Annotated in this window: 17 protein-coding genes; 2 read left to right on the top strand and 15 right to left on the bottom strand. The window is 39.4% G+C overall.

Translation table 11 applies throughout. From position 1 onward, the window contains the following. Nucleotides 1–8: 8 nt before the first annotated feature. Nucleotides 9–710 (top strand): TorF family putative porin, encoded by a 702-nt coding sequence (locus PSH50_RS10155; RefSeq protein WP_054981895.1) that lies wholly within the window; start codon nt 9–11, stop codon nt 708–710. A 260-nt stretch (nt 711–970) separates the two neighbouring features. On the opposite strand, the gene PSH50_RS10150 is transcribed toward PSH50_RS10155, so the two are convergent. From PSH50_RS10150 to fdxA, 4 genes are all read right to left on the bottom strand, one after another. Then, the gene (locus PSH50_RS10150) at nt 971–2,878 is read right to left on the bottom strand and encodes a bifunctional diguanylate cyclase/phosphodiesterase (RefSeq protein WP_273586327.1); all 1,908 of its coding nucleotides are present in this window, start codon (nt 2,876–2,878) and stop codon (nt 971–973) included. A gap of 229 nt (nt 2,879–3,107) precedes the next feature. Then, nucleotides 3,108–3,566, bottom strand: a complete 459-nt coding sequence (locus PSH50_RS10145; protein WP_004586456.1) for an Sbal_3080 family lipoprotein — start codon at nt 3,564–3,566, stop codon at nt 3,108–3,110. Between the two features lie 21 nt (nt 3,567–3,587). Further along, a complete protein-coding gene (locus tag PSH50_RS10140) occupies nt 3,588–5,834 on the bottom strand; it encodes a carbohydrate binding family 9 domain-containing protein (protein WP_273609607.1) in 2,247 nt (748 codons plus the stop codon). A gap of 140 nt (nt 5,835–5,974) precedes the next feature. Next, nucleotides 5,975–6,298, bottom strand: coding sequence for a ferredoxin FdxA (gene fdxA / locus PSH50_RS10135; RefSeq protein WP_273586325.1), 324 nt, complete (start codon nt 6,296–6,298; stop codon nt 5,975–5,977). Nucleotides 6,299–6,490: 192 nt separating this feature from the next. Between fdxA and PSH50_RS10130 the strand changes: the two genes are divergently transcribed. After that, complete coding sequence (locus PSH50_RS10130; RefSeq protein WP_024031796.1) at nt 6,491–8,098, top strand: NAD(P)/FAD-dependent oxidoreductase; 1,608 nt, start codon at nt 6,491–6,493, stop codon at nt 8,096–8,098. A gap of 125 nt (nt 8,099–8,223) precedes the next feature. Here PSH50_RS10130 and PSH50_RS10125 read toward each other — a convergent pair whose 3' ends face one another. The 11 genes from PSH50_RS10125 to hutH form a co-directional block, all read right to left on the bottom strand. Then, nucleotides 8,224–9,525, bottom strand: coding sequence for a DEAD/DEAH box helicase (locus PSH50_RS10125; protein WP_273586324.1), 1,302 nt, complete (start codon nt 9,523–9,525; stop codon nt 8,224–8,226). 90 nt (nt 9,526–9,615) lie between these two features. Beyond that, entirely contained in the window at nt 9,616–10,845 is a 1,230-nt protein-coding gene (locus PSH50_RS10120; RefSeq protein WP_273586323.1) for a beta-ketoacyl-ACP synthase, read from the bottom strand. Next, nucleotides 10,845–11,570: a 3-oxoacyl-ACP reductase FabG gene (gene fabG, locus PSH50_RS10115; protein WP_273586322.1), complete on the bottom strand. Its 726-nt coding sequence runs from the start codon at nt 11,568–11,570 to the stop codon at nt 10,845–10,847. Before fabG ends, PSH50_RS10120 begins: the two co-directional genes overlap by 1 nt. Next, nucleotides 11,567–12,022, bottom strand: a complete 456-nt coding sequence (locus PSH50_RS10110) for a hotdog family protein (protein ID WP_138577288.1) — start codon at nt 12,020–12,022, stop codon at nt 11,567–11,569. Before PSH50_RS10110 ends, fabG begins: the two co-directional genes overlap by 4 nt. Further along, a complete protein-coding gene (locus PSH50_RS10105) occupies nt 12,015–13,184 on the bottom strand; it encodes a beta-ketoacyl-ACP synthase (RefSeq protein ID WP_273609606.1) in 1,170 nt (389 codons plus the stop codon). The genes PSH50_RS10110 and PSH50_RS10105 overlap by 8 nt, the downstream gene beginning before the upstream one ends. Next, entirely contained in the window at nt 13,184–13,771 is a 588-nt protein-coding gene (locus PSH50_RS10100) for a DUF3261 domain-containing protein (RefSeq protein WP_004586466.1), read from the bottom strand. The genes PSH50_RS10105 and PSH50_RS10100 overlap by 1 nt, the downstream gene beginning before the upstream one ends. Beyond that, nucleotides 13,759–14,997, bottom strand: a complete 1,239-nt coding sequence (locus PSH50_RS10095) for an NAD(P)/FAD-dependent oxidoreductase (RefSeq protein WP_273586321.1) — start codon at nt 14,995–14,997, stop codon at nt 13,759–13,761. The genes PSH50_RS10100 and PSH50_RS10095 overlap by 13 nt, the downstream gene beginning before the upstream one ends. Before the next feature lie 4 nt (nt 14,998–15,001). Further along, nucleotides 15,002–17,248: a transporter gene (locus tag PSH50_RS10090; RefSeq protein WP_273586320.1), complete on the bottom strand. Its 2,247-nt coding sequence runs from the start codon at nt 17,246–17,248 to the stop codon at nt 15,002–15,004. A gap of 29 nt (nt 17,249–17,277) precedes the next feature. Next, nucleotides 17,278–17,799, bottom strand: coding sequence for an outer membrane lipoprotein carrier protein LolA (locus PSH50_RS10085; RefSeq protein WP_004586469.1), 522 nt, complete (start codon nt 17,797–17,799; stop codon nt 17,278–17,280). A 14-nt stretch (nt 17,800–17,813) separates the two neighbouring features. Beyond that, a complete protein-coding gene (locus tag PSH50_RS10080; protein WP_096042938.1) occupies nt 17,814–18,242 on the bottom strand; it encodes a thioesterase family protein in 429 nt (142 codons plus the stop codon). Continuing rightward, on the bottom strand, nt 18,235–19,779 hold the full coding sequence (hutH, locus tag PSH50_RS10075; RefSeq protein ID WP_273586319.1) for a histidine ammonia-lyase: 1,545 nt from the start codon (nt 19,777–19,779) through the stop codon (nt 18,235–18,237). The genes PSH50_RS10080 and hutH overlap by 8 nt, the downstream gene beginning before the upstream one ends. Between the last annotated feature and the right edge of the window lies 1 nt (nt 19,780).

Here is a 19,780-nt window from a genome sequence, read left to right as displayed (position 1 = left end):
GATCAACAATGAATAACAAACTAAAACAACTAGCAGTAGCGCTACCTTTCGCACTTTTATCAACTACAGTGTCAGCTAACTGGTCAACAACCATTACAGCAGCATCTGACTATACTTTTAACGGTGTAACTCAAACTGATAGCGACCCTGCAATTCAAGCAAGCCTTGATTACGCGTTCGACAGCGGTGTTTATGCGGGTGCATGGGCATCTAATGTAGATTTTGGTGATGACACTGATTTTGAACTTGATGCCTACCTAGGTAAATACGTGCAATTAACTGACACGGTTAGCGCTGATTACGGTATTGCTTATTACACATACCAAGGTAATAACAGCGATGGTAACTACGCCGAAGCCTACACAAAATTTGGCTATGCAAGTGAGTATGGTCAAACAGAGCTAAACTTTTGGTATAGCTGGGATTACTTTGGTACAGGCGCTGGCCATGTTATTTCTATGATTGCCCACACCTTTGAAATTGCCCCAAATCATGCCATTCGTGCAAGCTTTGATATTTCTAATTCGCTTGATGGCGAAAAATGGGCATGGGATGTAAACCAAAAGAAATCATACAAACATTACCGTCTAGCGTACCAAACTAGCTACGAAGGCTTTGGTATTGAGATTGCTGCTGAAGACACAAGCCTAGATTACGATTACGCTGATGAGCGTATAGTACTTGCTATATCACGCACATTCGATTTATAAATTTGTAGTTGTTAGATTCTACAAACAAAAATGCCACTTTTAAAAGTGGCATTTTTTTTACTAAATTTTAAGGCTGTAGCCCTAAAGAACTTAGTTTTATTTAGGGGCAATTAAGCACAATACAGGGTTTAACGTTTTGTGGGCTAAATAGCTGGGCCAGTGAATGCTTAAGTTAATCGCTATCGGTAGGGGCAATTTCATAAAATAGCCTGAGCCTAAAACCCTACATAAGCTATTAAATTACCTATAATAAACAGGCTCTAACTTTCTATTTCCCACGCGCTGGTGCCCGCTGCAGATAAGTTAGCCGTATTTTTACGCAAAACTTTGTTACCCACATTGATAGAGGATTCTGGGCGACTAACCAAATAACCTTGCACAGAGCTTACTCCCATGCGTTTTACAAGTTCAAACTGCTCGATTTCTTCTACGCCCTCAGCCACTATTTTAAGTCCTAACTTTTGACCTAACTCGCTAATCGTATTAAGGATGTCATTGTACTTTGGACTTTTATCGGCTTGAGAGATAAACGAGCGATCTATTTTTATTACATCAATGGGCAAATCAGCCAATGTACTTAATGAACTAAAGCCGGTACCAAAATCGTCAATAGCAATTGTCACACCTTCAGCACGAAGCCGCTCAAGCTCTTCAATCATACTTTTACTGGCTTTAATAAACGTAGACTCTGTTATTTCTAGCATTAAAGAATGCGATGGCAGCCCTGTGTTTTTTAGGTTTTTCATTATCCAATCGTACACTGAGCGGTGTTTTAGTTGCACACCCGATACATTAACCGAAATTTTTACTTTGCGCATACCGGCATTATGCCATGCCGCCATTTGCCTACACGACTCATGCATAATCCAATCGCCGAGCTCTAAAATAAGGTTAGACTCTTCGGCAATAGGTATAAACTCCGCCGGTGAAATCATCCCTTCTATAGGATGTTCCCAGCGTGTAAGCGCTTCAAAATAATCTATCATGCAATCTTCTACATGCACGATAGGTTGAAAAGATAAGTAAAAGTCTTTACACGCAACTGCTAAACGCAACTCTTCTAATAAATAGTGATAGCGGCGCATTTTATTACCCATCTCTGGGGAGTACACTTTAAAAATCCCTTTACCATCGCTTTTTGCACGGTACATTGCCACATCGGCCAATTGCAATAATGCTTGTGGTGTTGATGCGCTCTCTGGGTACGCCGCTATACCAATACTGGCGCTAATTTTTATTATTTTATTACCCAGTACAAAGTCTTTTTCTAGTTCACTGAGTACGTGCTTAGCAATATCGACCACTTTATTATCGGTATCTACTGACTCAATAAAAATTGAAAATTCGTCACCGCCTAAACGTGATAAATTTTGCTCTAACTGATTCGCCTCGTTAATATTACTTAATTTATGATGGCGCAAAACGTTGGCTAGGCGTGTAGCAACCTGCACCAAAATTTCATCACCAAAGCTGTGGCCAAACGAGTCATTTACCTGTTTAAAGCCATCTAGGTCAATAAACAACAAGGCGCATTTAAGCTGCTCTTCGTCAGTAAAATTTATTTGCCTATCTATATGCTCAATATAAGCATGGCGGTCAATGAGCAAGGTTAGCTTATCTTGGCAGATACTTGTTTGTGTTTGCTTTAAATAATTAGCAACATGGGTATTTAAATTGTTTATTGACTGGCTTAAATTACCCAGCCCTGATGGGTTGTCGTGTTGGGGTTGTAGGTTAAAGGCTACAAGCAATTGATTAGCGTTGTTATTCAGTTGTGCAATTTGATGCTGATAAGAGATTTTTTTACGCTCTTTACGAATAATTGTAAAGCCAACAAACAATGCCATACACACTAATATAAAGTTTATTGGCGACGTTAGCGTCATTAAAATAAGCTTTGTTGCGTTTGCAGCGATAAATTCCGTGTCGGTAGTTTTAACTAACAAAAAATCGGCAGAAGGCTGGTGTATTAAATAGTGCCCATTGAGCATAGGGTTATACCAAGGCGCCATTTCGAGCGTTGTATCTACAATATCAAAGTGGCGTAAATCTATATCAGGGTTGAATAAATTAATGCGGTTAATCTGGTTTGTTAGTTCGATGTTTAAACAAAAGCAAAACAAGATAAATACAAAAAAAATGCCGCCTAAGGGTTTAAATTTATTCATCAACAAAATCCATCTAAATTACTTATCCTATAAACCCGTTACTAAAAGACGATTATATCGCCTGTTTTTAGTACTAAGCAAGCTATAGCACAGTCCTTATTCATTAAAATTTTTAGAACTATACTCAAAAAGAATAAATTAATGCTTAATAATTAACTAATTATAGAGTGTGATGAATAAAAATAAACCTTAAGCTTAAAATGTTTGAAAAAACTAATATTACAAGTATTTAATACATACCATCGATTAGTTCGATAATTTTTTCTTTCGCGTCTATAAACTTATCCAAACCACCGCCGGTGCGATAAGATGCTTGCGCAATTTTTTTATTGGTTTGAGCGTCTGTAACCCAAATATTCGCGTATGACATGTACAACGCTAAATCCCAATGCCAGTTAGCCACGTAATAAGCAACGGCATTACACCCTGCGATGTCAGCATTAGGTAATTCAGTTTGATACTCCTGATGTTTCAATACATAGTTAGCAGCAATTACACGTGTTTTGACGTTATGTTTTGCAAACCCTTCTTCCATTGCTGTGACAACGCCTTCTTTAACTGCCTTATGTTCAGCTATACATACTACTTCTGGTTTCACAGTGTCAAAGCGAGTTATATCTTGCTTAGCAGCACAACCCGCTAGGGTTGCTACCATTGCAGCTGCGATAGTTATTTTTATTGTTTTCATATTCATCCTTTTTATGGTTATTTAAAGTTGCCATGCATAGCTCACTTTTGTAAAAAATGTGCGTTGATCTCTTTCAACGTGTTTTAGGGAATCGTCTTGATAGCTTTTATCTGAGTAGCCTAAATAAAATAATGTTTGAGCATTAATTTTGTACGAGTAAACTAATTGGCTGCCGTAGTCTTTATTAATGTGGCTAACTTGGTAGTAGTAGGCGTCTTTATTCCTATCAATGTCTTCAAATTGCAATATAAGCTTGAGCATAGCGCGCATGCTAAATTTATAATAAAGCCTAAAATCTAATAAGTTCGCAGTATAAACTCGCTCCCCTTGAGGGTTATCTAAAACGCTGTAGTTATGTGTAGCGTCTACTTGCCAATGATCGTTTATATCCCACGTAACTTGTGTTTGCGTTGCATACGAATCGCCAATTTGCTCATTGGCGTAATCAATGCGGCTGCCATACTCACCGTAAAACGAAAGCCATATATTATTTTTAGGTTTAAAGCCCGTATAAACAAAGCCAATATTTTGATTATAAAAAGCATCATTATAGTTTTCATAACGATGCAGTAAGCCAATTTCAAAAATAGACTGCTTTTGCCCTTTTAATGTTATAAACCCTTGGTATTCTTCTTCAAGTAGGTCGCCATTTTGCGCCCATGTTTTATCCCAATCAGCCTCATAAGACCATGACGTTAATAAGCCAGATTCATCTGCATACCAGGTTTGCCCGCCCCCAAAGCCTACGTTCTCATAATCTACTTTTTCTTGATAACCTAAGTCAGTACGATAGTCTTTACCTATGTTTTCATAGCTAGCAAACAAATTGTAGTCACGTTTATCACGGGTAAACTCTATAGCGTACGCTTCATCAGATTGAGTTTTAGATAAGTTATAGTTACTTGTTAAAAAATCAGAGTTTTTAGAATCTGTTGTAGCTACCTGGTAGGTCAGTAGATCTGATTGATTAAACCAATAGCTGCCATCGACAGAAAGTACTGTATTGTAGTAATCATCGCTTTCGCGGTGAGTCGTACTTAGCCCTATAGTGCCTTGTTGGCCAATATCGTATTGATAACGCGCTGCTGCTGCATGGGTTTTATCCTCTAAAATTGCAAAACCAGAGCCTTGATTTGTAGGCAATAAAATATTGCTATTATTGTCATCGGCATACATAAATGCATAGCTATGTTGCCCTGTTTTACCTGTTAATTTCGCCCCTACTTCAGGCTCTGCAATAGTGCGGGTATACAATAGTTCAAATAAACTGCTTTTAAAGTAAGATGCGCCATCTAAAAAAAATGGTCGCTTTTCTGCATAATAAATTGAGTACGTGGTATTTACATCAAGGGCTAACGCATCACTTTCTATTTGCGAAAAATCTGGGTTTATAGTGGCATTAATTACCGCATCTTGTGTAACCCCCCAGCGTAAATCAAGGCCAGCTTCGGTGTCTATATCGCCATTATCCCACTGCCCTGGCAAGGTAGGTTTTGAATCATTTCTGAGCGCCGTAAGTGTAGGCGTTAGTTGCAGATTTTTGCTGGCTTTTATATTTTTAAAACCATTTAATTTATCAAACTGACATAAACTGCATTTTATATCTCGGTCAAACCCCATATTTGAAAGCTGATACAGTACATCACGTTGGTAATTTCGCATAAGGGCAAAGCCCCATGTTAAATCTGTTTTATTTTCAGGAAATCTTAGCGCTTTAAAAGGTATACGCATTTCAACCACAAACCCTTGGTCGGTAATTTGCCCTGCGCTATCCCATATTGCATCCCAAGACGGGTCTGATTGCCAGCCATCGGTGTCACTCATCCGCGTATCACCTTGCGCACCCAATGGGTTTACATAATATTCGTAAGCTGAACGTTCGTCGTTAAAAGTGTCAATAATTAAAATAACCGTATCATCTTGCCAAAGCGTATCTCTGTCACGTAGTGACGCTGTAATTTCGCTCGGCTGTGGATCTTCGGCTACAAATGCAACATATAAGTTGCTGCCATTTTCATACATGTAAGCATCGGTTTTAACCGGTGGGGTGCCCTTTTCGTTAGGCTCATCTTGAAATGCTATAGGAACTAAAGTGGCATTTTGCCAGTGGGGCTCATCAAGTACGCCATCTACAGTAATATCTGCATTTATATGTACAAGAGAATGCTGCTGTTTTTCACTGGCATAAAGGTGGTTAGAAAATAAAAGTGCTAATAAGAAGGGGAATAAAGCACTGCATTGTTTTTTTATAATTATTAAGTACTGCATAAACATCCATTTAGACGTGTTTACCCTTAAAAGGTAAACTTATTTATGCAGTGTAATTTAAGTCAGTACATTTGTTAATAGTTTGATACTAAAAACAATAGCTTTTTTAACTAATTAATATTAAAGGCTTAATTTAAAAGCTAGGTTTCAATTAATTTAAACTTATTAGCCACACCATTCCAACTATCGGCATCAGCAGGCGCTGGTTTTACCTCAACAATGCGTGGCCACACCAATGCAAGCTCAGCATTAAGCTCGGTAAACTCTTTTTGGTCTTCTGGCAGCTCGTCTTCTTGGTAAATTGCTTCAGCTGGGCACTCTGGTACGCATAATCCACAATCTATGCAATCAATAGGGCTTATTGCTAAAAAGTTAGGGCCTTCGTAAAAGGCATCTGCAGGGCACACTGCCACACAATCTGTGTATTTACATTTAATACAGTTTTCGGTGACCACAAACGCCATAATAGTTTAAACCTAGTAATTAATTATCTAAAGCGAGGATCATACCCAACCCCATTAAAAACACAATAAATATGTGCCATCTGCGGTCAATTTAACGTAATATATGCGCCCTTAATGTATAGCCATTACGTGCCCTACACTTCTTATTGTGAGCGGATAATATTACCGCTAAGACACCTAAAAGAGATAACAATGATACGTTTAACCGAAATAAAGCTGCCGCTTGATCATAATGAAGACGCTATAGGCCAAGCCATAGTTGATAAACTAAAAATACAGCCAGCGCAGCTACACAGCTACAATGTGTTTAAACGTGGGTACGATGCACGTAAAAAAACGGCTATTTTACTTATTTATACCCTCGATATTGAAGTAGATAACGAAGAAGCGCTGTTAAACGCATTTGCTAAAGATCAGCACGTAAAGCCTGCCCCTGATACCTCATACAAATTTGTTGCCCACGCCCCCGCTAACCTTACTGAGAGACCTGTAGTAATTGGCTTTGGCCCGTGTGGATTATTTGCGGGCTTAGTGCTGGCTCAAATGGGTTTTAACCCTATTATTTTAGAGCGCGGTAAAGAAGTACGCGAACGCACCAAAGACACCTTTGGCTTTTGGCGTAAACGCACCCTTAATACAGAGTCTAACGTGCAATTTGGCGAGGGTGGCGCAGGTACATTTTCAGACGGTAAACTATACAGCCAAGTAAAAGATCCAAAACATTACGGGCGTAAAGTTATCACCGAATTTGTAGAAGCCGGCGCACCAGATGAAATTTTATACGTAAGTAAGCCGCACATTGGTACGTTTAAACTTGTTACCATGATTGAAAAAATGCGCGCACGTATTATTGAACTTGGCGGCGAAATCCGCTTTAGTACGCGCGTAGACGACATTCATATAGATGATGGACAAGTAACAGGCTTAACGCTTTCAAACGGTGAAAAGCTCAATACTCGCCATGTAGTACTTGCTGTGGGACATAGCGCCCGTGATACCTTTAAAATGATTCACGATAAAGGCATTTATGTAGAAGCTAAACCGTTTTCTGTGGGCTTTAGAATCGAGCATAAGCAATCGATGATTGATGAGTGTCGTTTTGGGCCTAACGCGGGTAACCCCATTTTAGGCTCTGCTGATTATAAACTCGTTCACCATTGTGATAATGGCCGCACAGTTTACAGCTTTTGTATGTGCCCAGGAGGGACTGTTGTAGCCGCCACCTCTGAAGAAGGCCGCGTAGTAACAAACGGTATGAGCCAATACTCTCGGAGTGAGCGCAATGCAAATAGTGCCATTGTAGTAGGTATTACACCTGAAAAAGACTTCCCTGGTCACCCGCTTGCCGGCATTGATTTGCAACGTAAACTAGAAGAGCAAGCCTATGCATTAGGCGGTAGCAACTACGATGCACCAGCACAGTTAATTGGCGACTTTTTAAAAGGAAAAGCATCGGGCGATTTAGGTGATGTACAACCGTCGTTTACACCAGGAATAAAACTCACCGATTTAGCAAATGTACTCCCGCAGTTTGCTATCGATGCAATACGCGAAGCCATTCCAGCCTTTAATAAGCAGATTCGTGGCTTTTCTACAAACGACGGTTTATTAACAGGGGTAGAAACCCGTACATCATCACCTATTAGTATCAAGCGCGATAAAAGCTTCCAAAGCATAAATACTAAAGGTTTATACCCAGCGGGTGAAGGCGCCGGTTACGCAGGTGGTATTTTATCTGCAGGTATTGATGGTATTAAAGCGGCTGAAGCCGTTGCACTCTCAATGTTAGAAAACGCTTAACCCTTTTAAGTTATTAATCAAAAACCTCACTTAGTGAGGTTTTTTTGTTTAAACCTTGAGCTAAATTGAGGCACAAAAAAACCCGAGTAAACCTCAGGTTTTTAAAAGCGCTACACTTTGTAAGCTTACTTTTTAAGGGTAAGCTTGGCGCCTTTTAAGCTTTTACGCACATTTGAAATACGTGAGCGATTTACCGCACGTGCTTCGCCTGTTGCTTGGCCTGTTGGCTTATTCGTACGGCTACGACGTAAATGCGCTGGTTTTTTACCTATTTTATCAATAAGTACTTCACGGCTACTTACTTCATAACCCTCTAAGTAAACACGTTTGATTTTTTGGCCAATTAACGACTCTATTTCAAACAAGGTGTTTTCTTCTTCGCGGCTTACAAACGAAATAGCTTGGCCTAGATTACCAGCACGACCTGTACGGCCAATGCGGTGTACGTAATCTTCTGCAAGCCATGGTAAATCAATATTAATTACTCGTGGTAGGCCTTCAATATCAATACCGCGCGCTGCAACTTCGGTAGCCACTAAAACACGTACTTTGCCTTCTTTAAATTCACGAAGTGCGCGTCGGCGGTTACCTTGCGATTTATCACCATGACATACAGTGGCAGGAATACCATCAAGGTTAAGCTCTTTAACCAGCTCGTCCGCCGTTTCTTTCATGTTTACAAACACAAGTACCTGTTGCCAGTTCTTTTTACCAATCAGCTCAGAAAGCAGCTCTTGCTTACGACGCTCTTCAACTGGGTACACAACATGCTGTACCGTACTTGCAGTACTATTAGTTTGATCTACGCGAACAATTTCAGGCTGTTTTAATACTTTTGCTGCAAACTGCTTAATAGCCGCTGGAAAAGTGGCTGAGAAAAGTAAAATTTGGCGCTGCTCGTCACAACTTTTAATAACACTTTGCATATCTTCAATAAAACCCATATCAAGCATACGATCAGCTTCATCAAGTACTAAGTGTTTTACGTTTGCTAGGCTTAAATTACCTAAACGAATATGATCAAGTAAACGCCCTGGGGTTGCAACTACAACATCTACGCCGTCTTTAAGTGCATTTGCTTGGCCTGCGGTATTAACACCGCCAAATAAGCTCACTACTTTTAAAGCGGTATGTTTTGCATAGGCTTTAAAGTTATTTGCTATTTGCTCTGCCAGCTCACGAGTAGGCGCAAGCACTAACGCGTGCGGAGCATTGCTTGTGCTTAGCTCAGATTCAGTTAATTTTTGGATGATAGGTAAAGCAAACGCAGCCGTTTTACCCGTGCCTGTTTGGGCACTTGCTAAAACGTCTTTACCTTTACGAACAGCCGGAATAGCTGAACGCTGAATGGGCGTAAGGGTGTGGTAATTAAGTTCGTCTAACGCCTGAATAAGTTCAGGGGAAAAACTAAAAGATTTAAAATTCATGCTGTATAACCTGCGGCCACATTTATCAAGGGTCGCAAATTATACAGCAAAAATGAGTCAACAGTTAGTGATTAGTGTTTATAAACTTGATTAATCTTGCTTATACCGTTTAAAAATAAGAGATGTATTAATCCCACCAAATGCAAAGTTATTACTCATGACATAATCGGTGTTAATTTCTCGCCCTTGTGTCTTAATATAATCAAGCTCAGCGCAATCATTATCTATATCGGTTAAATTTATTGTAGGTGCAAACCAATTATCGCTCATCATATTAATAGTAGCCCATGCTTCTATTGCACCACACGCCCCTAAAGTATGCCCTAAATAGCTTTTTAAAGAACTAATAGGTTTAACTCCCAGCGCATTAAAAGTAGCATGAGACTCAGCAATATCACCTCTATCGGTTGAGGTACCATGCGCATTGACATAACCTACTTTATCAGGTGATAAATTGGCATCTTGCAATGCCATTTCAATAGCTATTTGCATGGTATCTGAAGATGGCTGAGTAACATGTTGTCCATCAGAGTTACAGCCAAAACCGACAACCTCAGCCAATATTTTTGCCCCTCTAGCTTTAGCATGCTCATACTCTTCAAGTATTAAAGTACCGGCACCTTCTCCTATAACCAAGCCATCACGGTTTTTATCAAATGGGCGAGGCGTATTTTTAGGGGTGTCATTTTTAATACTTGTAGCATACAGCGTATCAAATACAGCTGCTTCGGTAATACAAAGTTCTTCTGCCCCCCCTGCTACCATTATTTTTTGACGACCAAATTTAATTGCCTCATAGGCGTAGCCAATACCCTGCGAGCCAGACGTACATGCCGAACTTGTGGTGATCACTCGTCCTTTTAAGCCAAAAAATACGCCTACATTTACTGGCGCTGTATGTGCCATCATTTGAATATAGCTTGTAGCTGTGACTCCAGACATTGAGCCACTTTCCAACATATTTGCAAATGCGAGAAGCGGCGGTGTTGAGCCGGTGGATGAGCCATATGCTACACCGGTAGAGCCATCTGTAAGACTTTTATGTTCAAGTAAATCAGCTTGCTCAAGCGCACGCTCAGTTGCACGTGTGGACATAAGTGCCACTCGCCCCATTGAGCGTATTTGCTTACGTTTATAATGGTTAGGTTTTTCAAAATGGGTGACAGGGGCAGCTAAGCGCGTATTAAGCCCATCAGCCTTATCCCATTCACGCATTGTTACAACTGCATTTTCACCTTTAATCAAGGCGCTTTTAAATTCATCCCAATCATCGCCCAATGCGGTTATAACCGACATCCCTGTAACAACAACACGTTTCATTAAACCATCCCGCCGTTAACCGAAATAACTTGGCGAGTGATGTAAGCAGCATCATCAGACATTAAAAATGCAACTGTACCAGCCACTTCGTTCACTGTTCCCATACGTTTAAGTGGAATCATTTTCATCATTTCAGTAACCGGAAGCTCATCCGTCATTGCTGTTTCAATTAAACCAGGCGCTACACAATTTACAGTAATTTTTCGCTTAGCTAGTTCCAGCGATAGGGCTTTGGTAGCGCCAATAATACCTGCTTTCGCTGCGCTGTAATTTACTTGCCCTCTGTTGCCCGCAATACCCGACACTGAAGCCATAGTAATAATGCGCCCACCTTTACGAGTTTGTACCATGGGCATAACTGTTGGGTGCACAACATTATAAAAGCCATCTAACCCAGTTCTAATTACGCTATCCCAATCATCGCCCTGCATTGCCGGAAAAGCCATATCGTTGGTAATGCCCGCATTACACACCACACCATAGTAAGCACCATTGTTTGTAATATCTTGCTCAATTTGTTGCTTTGCCGCTGCTCTATCGCATACGTCAAATTGTAGTAGTGTAGTGCTTTGTCCAAGTGCGTGTATTTCTGCACATGTTTGCTGAGCTTGCTCTAAACCAGTTCTGCAATGAACAGTAATGTCATAGCCTTGAGCTGCAAGTTTAAGTGCAATAGCCTTACCTATACCCCGGCTAGAGCCGGTCACTAAAATTCTTTTATTCATTGGTTTTCTCTTATAAATTCCAGCGGCTCTTCTGGCTGAAATACATTTATTTTTGCATCACACAGTATTTTTTTATTTTCACTTATTTGGCATTCAAACACACTTAAACCAGATTCTTCTTGGTAAAGCTTGTGAACATAAATAGTTAAGGTGCTGTTTTTATAAAACATAGCCTGATGTGTTTTATATTTTCGCGTGCCGATCAAAAAGCCAATTTTAACCGCTTCATTAATATCGTTAGCTAATGCTCCAGCATAGGCAGCTATAGACTGGGCCATATATTCAACACCTATATAACTTGGCACTCCCTCAATTTGCTCATTATAAAAAGGGCTTTGGGGTGTAATAGTCACAGAGCAGGTTGCACTTTCATCGCTGTATTCAACTAACTGATCTATTAAGATCATAGGAGCATCGTGGGGTACAACCTGCTCTATAGAATAATTATTCATTATGAGTACCTAAAATCAAACTGGCATTATTACCACCAAACGCAAATGAGTTTGATAGGCAGTAATTTAATTTAACCGTGCTAGCTTGCTCAATAACGTTGATATCTGCGAGCTTATTTCTGTGTGTGCATTTATTAAAAGGCAAAGTAATATTTCCTCTCCCTCTGAGCAACAGCCAACAAATACCTGCTTCAATTGCACCAGCTGCACCTAAAGTGTGCCCAGTTAAGTACTTACTGGAGCTCAGCGGTGTATTGTTGCCAAACACACTATTAATTGCAAGGGCTTCCATTTCGTCATTTTTAATTGTTGCTGTGCCGTGTGCATTTATATAGTCAATATCACTAGGTAATAAGTCAGCAACGGCCAGAGCAGCTTTCATTGCCGATTTTGCACCATTACCGCTAGGGTCTGGCGCCGAAATGTGATGAGCATCAGAGCTTTCCCCACCACCTAAAAACATGACGCCATTTTCTAACGGTGCTTCTTTACTCATGACAAATAACGCAGCACCCTCACCAATATTAATACCATCTCTGTCATCGCAAAAAGGCTTACACATTCCAGTGCTCATTGATGCCAAGGCATTAAATCCATTAATGGTAAGTTTGCAAAGGCTGTCTACGCCACCACAAATTACAACGTCTGCTAAATCAGCAGTTATTAAAGCTTTTGCGCTAATGAGAGCTTTAGCACTTGAGGTACATGCCGTTGAAATACTATAACAAGGACCTAACGCCCCTACTTTTTCGGCTAAGTAATGCGAAGGAGTAGCAAGTTCTTGATCAGCATATAAAAAGTCACTTGGCCACACACCTGAACTGTCGTGTTCAGCTCGAGCTTGTTCGCCATCATGCACCCCAGATGTACTTGTACCTACCACAACAGCAATTCGTGATTTATCAATATGTGAAAAACGCTTAAGTGTTGGGGATATTTGCTCAAGGGCTATATCAATTAGCGTATCAATACGGTGCTTTTGATTTAGAGGAACGCAGTCCACGTGCCCAACATAAAATGGCAAACCCTCTGTGCTTAAATCTTTTGTCTTTAAAAGCTGTGGGGCTTCATTATTTTGTAAGTTATTTAGGCTAATAATTGTATCTTCAACGCCTTTGCCCATTGCACTTACAATGCCTAAATCATTTAACCAAAAAGTCACTAGTTTACCTTCTCAAATGTAATTTGATAATGTCGCTCACTATTATTTAGTACTGTTTTATTATCGCTATAATTTATTGTAATAATCGAGCGGTTATTTTTTACTACACGCCTTTGTGTGGCTATCTGCTTTATAATCGCCCCAGATATTTTCTCATTAAGAAATAATACAGGCCAATGCACTAAGGCAATATCTGCCAATATATAAGCTGGGTCTAAATCAACACCGACTATCATTTTAGTAACATTAGGTGGTTGGTTATTTAGTTTCTCAAGCTTTAAAATAGGTAAGCCTTGTGTAGTCATTAACAATAAGTTGATAGTACCCTGCTTGTTTATTTCTAATTGTGCTAATAATGTATGCTCTTTCTCATTGTTTTGAATATATAAAACATGCTGCCAATTTTGATCAAACATTTGTACAGGCACATGCGAAATATCAAGTGTAGTGGCTGCAGAAATATCAACACGCTCACTGCTTTTATATGTGCTACTACATGCTGTTATGCAAACACACACTAAAGCTATAAAAGTACATTTTAAAAAGTGTCTGGTATGAGCCTCAATAACTGGGATTAATTTTGACATAGCTGCGCTAATACATTTAAACGACGCTCACTTTGAGCAACAAATGGATTATTTTTATCCCATGCGTAACCCGCTAAAATAGCACTGATCATTTCACGAACCTGCGAGTTTTGTTCTGAATAAAAAATAACGTCTTGAAATCGGGTATCGTACCAACCTTTAACAAAGGTTTTAAAACAATCAACTCCTGCCTGCAATGGCTCGGCGTAACATTCCTCAAAATCAATCACTTCTCCATTTAAATAATCATCAATAAAGGGGGCAATTAAGTGTGCAGACTTTAAAGCAATAGTCACCCCAGATGAAAACACCGGATCTAAAAATTCACCCGCATTGCCTAGTAAAGCAAAATGTTTTCCATGTAGCGTACATACATTAGCTGAGTAACCACTAATGCTACGCGCCTGTGTTATAGGTACGCGATTAGCTAAAAGTTTTTTTAAGTAAGGGTCTTGCTCTATAAACTGTTTTAAGGTGTCAGCTTCACTACTCTCATTAAAGCGTGTTTGCTTTGCCACAACCCCAATGCTGGACGTGCCATCACTAAAGGGGATGAGCCAATACCAAACATCATTAAATTTAGGGTGAACGGTTATTAAAATTTTATTTCTATCAAACAGCTCGTCAGTAATGCCATCATTAAAGTGACTGAAATAAGCACTACGCACAGGAAAAGTAGAAGGTTTTTCTAAATTTAAAAGTTTTGGTAAAACTCGGCCGAAACCGCTCGCATCAAGTACAAACTTAGCCCTTACGTCATACGTTTGTTTTTTATTATTTTGCACTTGCAGCGTCGCACTAGCAGCTTCATCAGTAAAACCAATAACACTATGCTGATAGCGAATTTCAACGCCTTGATGCTGCGCCCTATCAGCAATCAGCTTATCAAAATCAGCCCGTTTAACTTGAAAAGTAGTACCCGGGCCTGGGCTAAATTTTTCAGTAAAATTTATAGCTGTATTTTGGCCATTACGATGAAACGCAGCACCATCTTTAAATTGAAAGCCAAGCTCATCCGCATATTCATGTATTGTGTTAACTAGCCCAGCATCCGCTAAATATTCCATACATTGAGGTAATAAGCTTTCGCCAATTGAAAAACGAGGAAATACTTGTTGCTCTAGCACCAGCACTTTCCAGCCTTTTTGTACTAATAAGCTACTTACAAGTGCACCTGAAGGCCCTGCTCCTATAACCACAACATCATACTGCTCAAGGTTGTTCAAATTATTATTCCTTTTGAGACTTTAATACACTTAATGGAGATAAAATATATACGGCTAAAATCCCTACCATAACAGTAAGGCCAAAACTAAAAATGGCGGGAGTATTTGAAAAGGCGAGCATACCAAATACACACATCGAAGAGGCGGCCGACAAGCTAATGGCCAATACATTTACCGCCGTTAAGTTGTTAATTTGGTAAAACACTAAATAATCTATGGCTAGACCAATAATGAGTAAGCCACCTAGCAGATTAAAAATTGAGATACTTCCTTGCGCTGCATTACATACCCAAAGCATAGTCAACAGACTGGCACTTAATGTTATCACCTGCACAGTGCCAATCCGAAGGCCAAATTTATAGCTAAATAAAACAAAGCAAATAACAATAGCCACGCCCAATGTAAGCAATAAATACTGGCTGTAGTTTTCAAGTAGGCTACTGATTTGCTCAGGCTTGTTATATATAAACGCATCTTCAAAAGCATTAACGTTAGAAGTTAACGCGTGCGTGGATATTCCCGATACAGAAAACCAAGTAACAGCCTTATCAGGCTCAACAAACATTTGTGCATTTAAAAGTGCTGAAAAATGACTATTTGCTAAAGCATCGTAACTCAAAAGTTCTCTGTTAGCTGACTCAACTTTTATCCCTGCATATTTTTCAGTGATAATTAACACATCGTTCTTAACAGCCTCATTAAAGAGCGCTAAATTATTTTCTTGCGTGCGCTTACTAGGTAACCAACGCTTAATAGCATTGTGTTTAAGATGTGGGTTAATACGCTTTAAATCATCTATTAGTCGCTCTTGCTTTTGCAGTAGTTGTTCAGCATTTGATGCAAATAAAAATACAATGTGGGCATCTAACTGTCCCATTAAAGTTAAATGCTTTTGCTCATTAAGTATTAGTTGCTGTGGGCTTGCATTTAGTAAACGTACATCGTTGTTAAATGAAATGGGTTTAAGATAAAACAAAAACATTAACACCAGCCCCAATACGAGTAAAACCGATTGCTTATAACGGTTAAAGCGCACCATTAAACCTAATAACTGCTGACTTTTAATCAAACTTCGCTCAGAGAGCACAAGCTTAGATTGCCAGATAGGTAATATAATTAATGTGAATAACCAAGCGCTCGCAAGCCCAGCAATTACAAACACTGCTACTTGCGATAAAAGTGAAATTGGCGCACCTAATAAACAGCTATAGCCTAGGCCTGTTGTAATAAAAGATAAAAGCAAAGCTGTTTTTGTGCCTTTGCTTAACCCACTACTTTGGTAAAAACTGTTGCCATACGCTAAATCAGTCATCGCATGAAATGCATAATCAATAGCTATACCAATTAGGGTTACAGCAAAAATCAGTGTTAATAAATGAATCGAATTAAACACAAATACCATGGCCGTAGCACCACCAGCCAGTGCACTAAGTACGGTTAAGCTTGCAAGCAAAATGCTACTGACTTGCCTAAATACCCAAAACACCATTAAAAGTAATGCGATTACACTAAGGCCACCAAATAAGCTCATTTCAAACTTAGCTTGCTGAGCGTTTTCAGCTGTATGAAAAAGAGCACCTGAATAGCGAATAGTGGTCTGTGGGTACGTATCATTTAAACTTTCAAGCTTATTTTTAATGCTGCTCGCAAGCTTAATAGACTCATCAATTGGGAGGCTATTGTTAGGTATGGTAGCCAATATAACAGCATAATCAGTATGATTTAGACGGCGCGTTAACCGCTCATTTTTTAAAGAGAATAACTGACTTTGTTTTAAATTATCGCCTATAAATGCAGCAAGACTTAAACTAATATCGGCTTTTAGGGTGGCACTTACAAAAGGGTTTCCTAATTGATTTAATTGAGTAAGGTAAAATGACTCAAACTGTGCTTTATCAACCATACTATTTTTATAATTGTCGCTAAGCAGCGCATGTTGATACGCAGAGAACACTGAAGATAACTGCACAATGCTTGGCAGTTCAAAGCTATTTTTTATATCACGTTTCAACAGCCATGATTTAAGCTCGTCATGTGCTAAGTTTTTACCATCACCAGTAAATGAAAACATAATACGGTTTGCATTTTTTTTAAAAAAGACCTCTTCGCCGTACGCCAATTGAGAATGTGATTTTGGTAATAAACTAAACATATCAGCATTTAATACAGGCTTAGTGATATACAAAGCAGCACAAAGTAAAACAGCTAAAAAACCAAACCATGTAATAAGTACACTAATACGTTTAATCACATCACTTTTCCGAAGGTTACTTACACTTATTAATTATTAGGTGTATTTGCATAAGAAAACTCTATTACTGTGTTGCTACCCGAGTGCTCATTTAAGGTTATACTTTGTACACGCTGGTTATTTTCACAAAGAATAAAATGGCTAAACAGCTGTTTTAATAGCGTATCTTTTGGCTTTAATAATAAACAGCCTGTTTGATTTGTTACATCAAAACGCGCATATAATGCTTTCATATCTAATGCGAGTAAGTCAGTTAATAAGCCTACAAACTGCTCGCTGCCAGGCTGAGGAGTAAGCTCACCCTCTTTATTTTTCACAAATACTTGGCCATTCTCGATTAGTAATGTACTTTGTACTGGTGTTTTTACATACCAAAGCAGCTTTTCCCCTTCAAGTGTAAACTCCCCTTTGGAGATGAATGGTTTAGAGAAGCCGGCAAAATGCTTTAATTGCTTAAATTCACCCGAAACTGTCGTAGCAGCTAATAAACTGGCACTAAAAAAAACAAAATAAAGAGCACTAACAAACACACAATTTTTTAAATAATTCATAGCATCATCCAATATTAGCTAAGTATTTTTGCAAGCTTATCAACTATCACCGCTGGTGAGGCAAACTGCATTTCTTTAGTCGATATCTCAACAGCAACTTGAGTGGTAGTCGCTTTAGTAATACGCTTATTCGTTATGGCATCTGTAATTACATAATCAATTTTTAATCGGTTTTCGAACTCTTTTAAATGCGCGGTCACTTTAATTTTTTGGGTAAATATGGCGGATGCCACGTACTTAATTTGCATATCCACTATTGGCCACGCATAACCCGACTCCATCATTTGAGGATAGTCGTAATCAAATAATCGCAGTAACTCACAGCGAGCCACCTCTAAGTAGCGAGGGTAATTACCATGCCATACAACATTCATCGGATCGCAGTCATGAAATGGAATTTCAATTTCCACTTCATGAGTTAGCAAAGCGCCTTTACTATTCATATAAAGCCCAACGTTTTTCTTGAATATAACTAATGGTTTGTCTAAGTACCGCTTCCATTGGCCTATCTTCAGTTAGGTTTTCGAAATAATGAGTTATGTCAGTATACATCGCTTGCATATCTGCAGTTAAACTTGAAAATTCGAGTTCGCCTTGTTTAATACGCAGCCTCACCCCTTGAATACTTGCTAGTAACGTACTTGCAATAACCTGCTCTGTAAGCTGTAAAATACGCAAACAATCACGTGAGGCAATAGTCCCCATACTTACTTTATCTTGATTATGGCACTCAGTAGAGCGAGAAAATACACTTGCAGGCATCGTTAACTTAAGCGCTTCAGCAGTATAGGCACTGGCGCCTATTTGCACGGCTTTAAAGCCATGATTTATGTAACGACGTTCAGCCTCACTGTCTGATAAATTTGATGGTAATCCATTATTAAATTTAGTATCGACCAATGAAGCGATTTGCCTGTCAGCTAAATCTGCCAGATTTGCAATCGCCGTTTTCATACTATCCATTGCCATTGCAATGTGGCCGCCATAAAAATGGCCACCATGAAGTACATGCTCACCCTCGCCATCAATAATAGGGTTATCGTTTGCAGAATTAAGCTCGTTTTCTATCATCTGCCTGAAAAATGGCAAACTATCTTGCAACACACCAATAACATGCGGTGCACAGCGAATAGAGTACCTATCTTGCAGTCTATCAGCGTTACGAGGATGGTCATGATGGTTTAAATCATCTCGTATCCATTTAGCAACTTGTTGCTGCCCAGGATGAGGCTTAACAGAGAATAAAATTTCATCAAAATGATGACTATTACCTTTAAGAGCAAGGCTAGACAATGCAGTAATCCTACTTGCAAGTTTTGCTAAGTAATTGGCTCTATCAAACGCTAAACAAGCCAGTGCGGTCATCACAGCTGTACCATTCATAACTGCAAGCCCCTCTTTTGGGCGAAGCGTTAAAGGCTTTAAACCAGCCGCTTGCATTACCTGTGCGCTGTTAAGTATTTTATCTTTGTAAAAAACATCACGTTCACCAACCATAGCACCTGCTACATACGACAGTGGGGTTAAATCACCGCTAGCGCCTACCGAGCCTTCTTGAGGAATAACAGGTACTATATCAAGGTTTAAATAGTCTTTGAGAAGATTAAGCATTTCCCAGCTTACGCCAGAATAGCCTTGTGAAAGTGATGCTAAGCGCGTAGCTAAAATTGCACGCCCTTGCACTTTATTAAACACATCGCCTAGTCCACAACCATGAAAGCGCGTTAAATGTAATGGCAGCTCATCAACTAAGTTAAGTGGCACAGGAACCGTGACTGAGTCACCATAGCCTGTAGTTACCCCATAAATCACACCATCTTCTTTGAGTAGAGAGTCTAAAAAGCCAAGCGCGCTATCAATTTTTGCGCTAAATTGCTCGCAGCCACTTAATTGCACCTGAGTATTTTGATGTGCAATATTAACAATATCTTCAATAGAAAGTTGTTGGTTTCCAAAAAGCTGTACTTCCTGAGCTGACACT

It is taken from the genome of Pseudoalteromonas sp. Angola-7, assembly GCF_028599255.1.
GTDB classification, from domain to species: Bacteria; Pseudomonadota; Gammaproteobacteria; order Enterobacterales; family Alteromonadaceae; genus Pseudoalteromonas; species Pseudoalteromonas atlantica.
The sequence above is the reverse complement of the archived record's forward strand: the minus strand, read 5'-3'. Positions and strand labels throughout refer to the sequence as shown.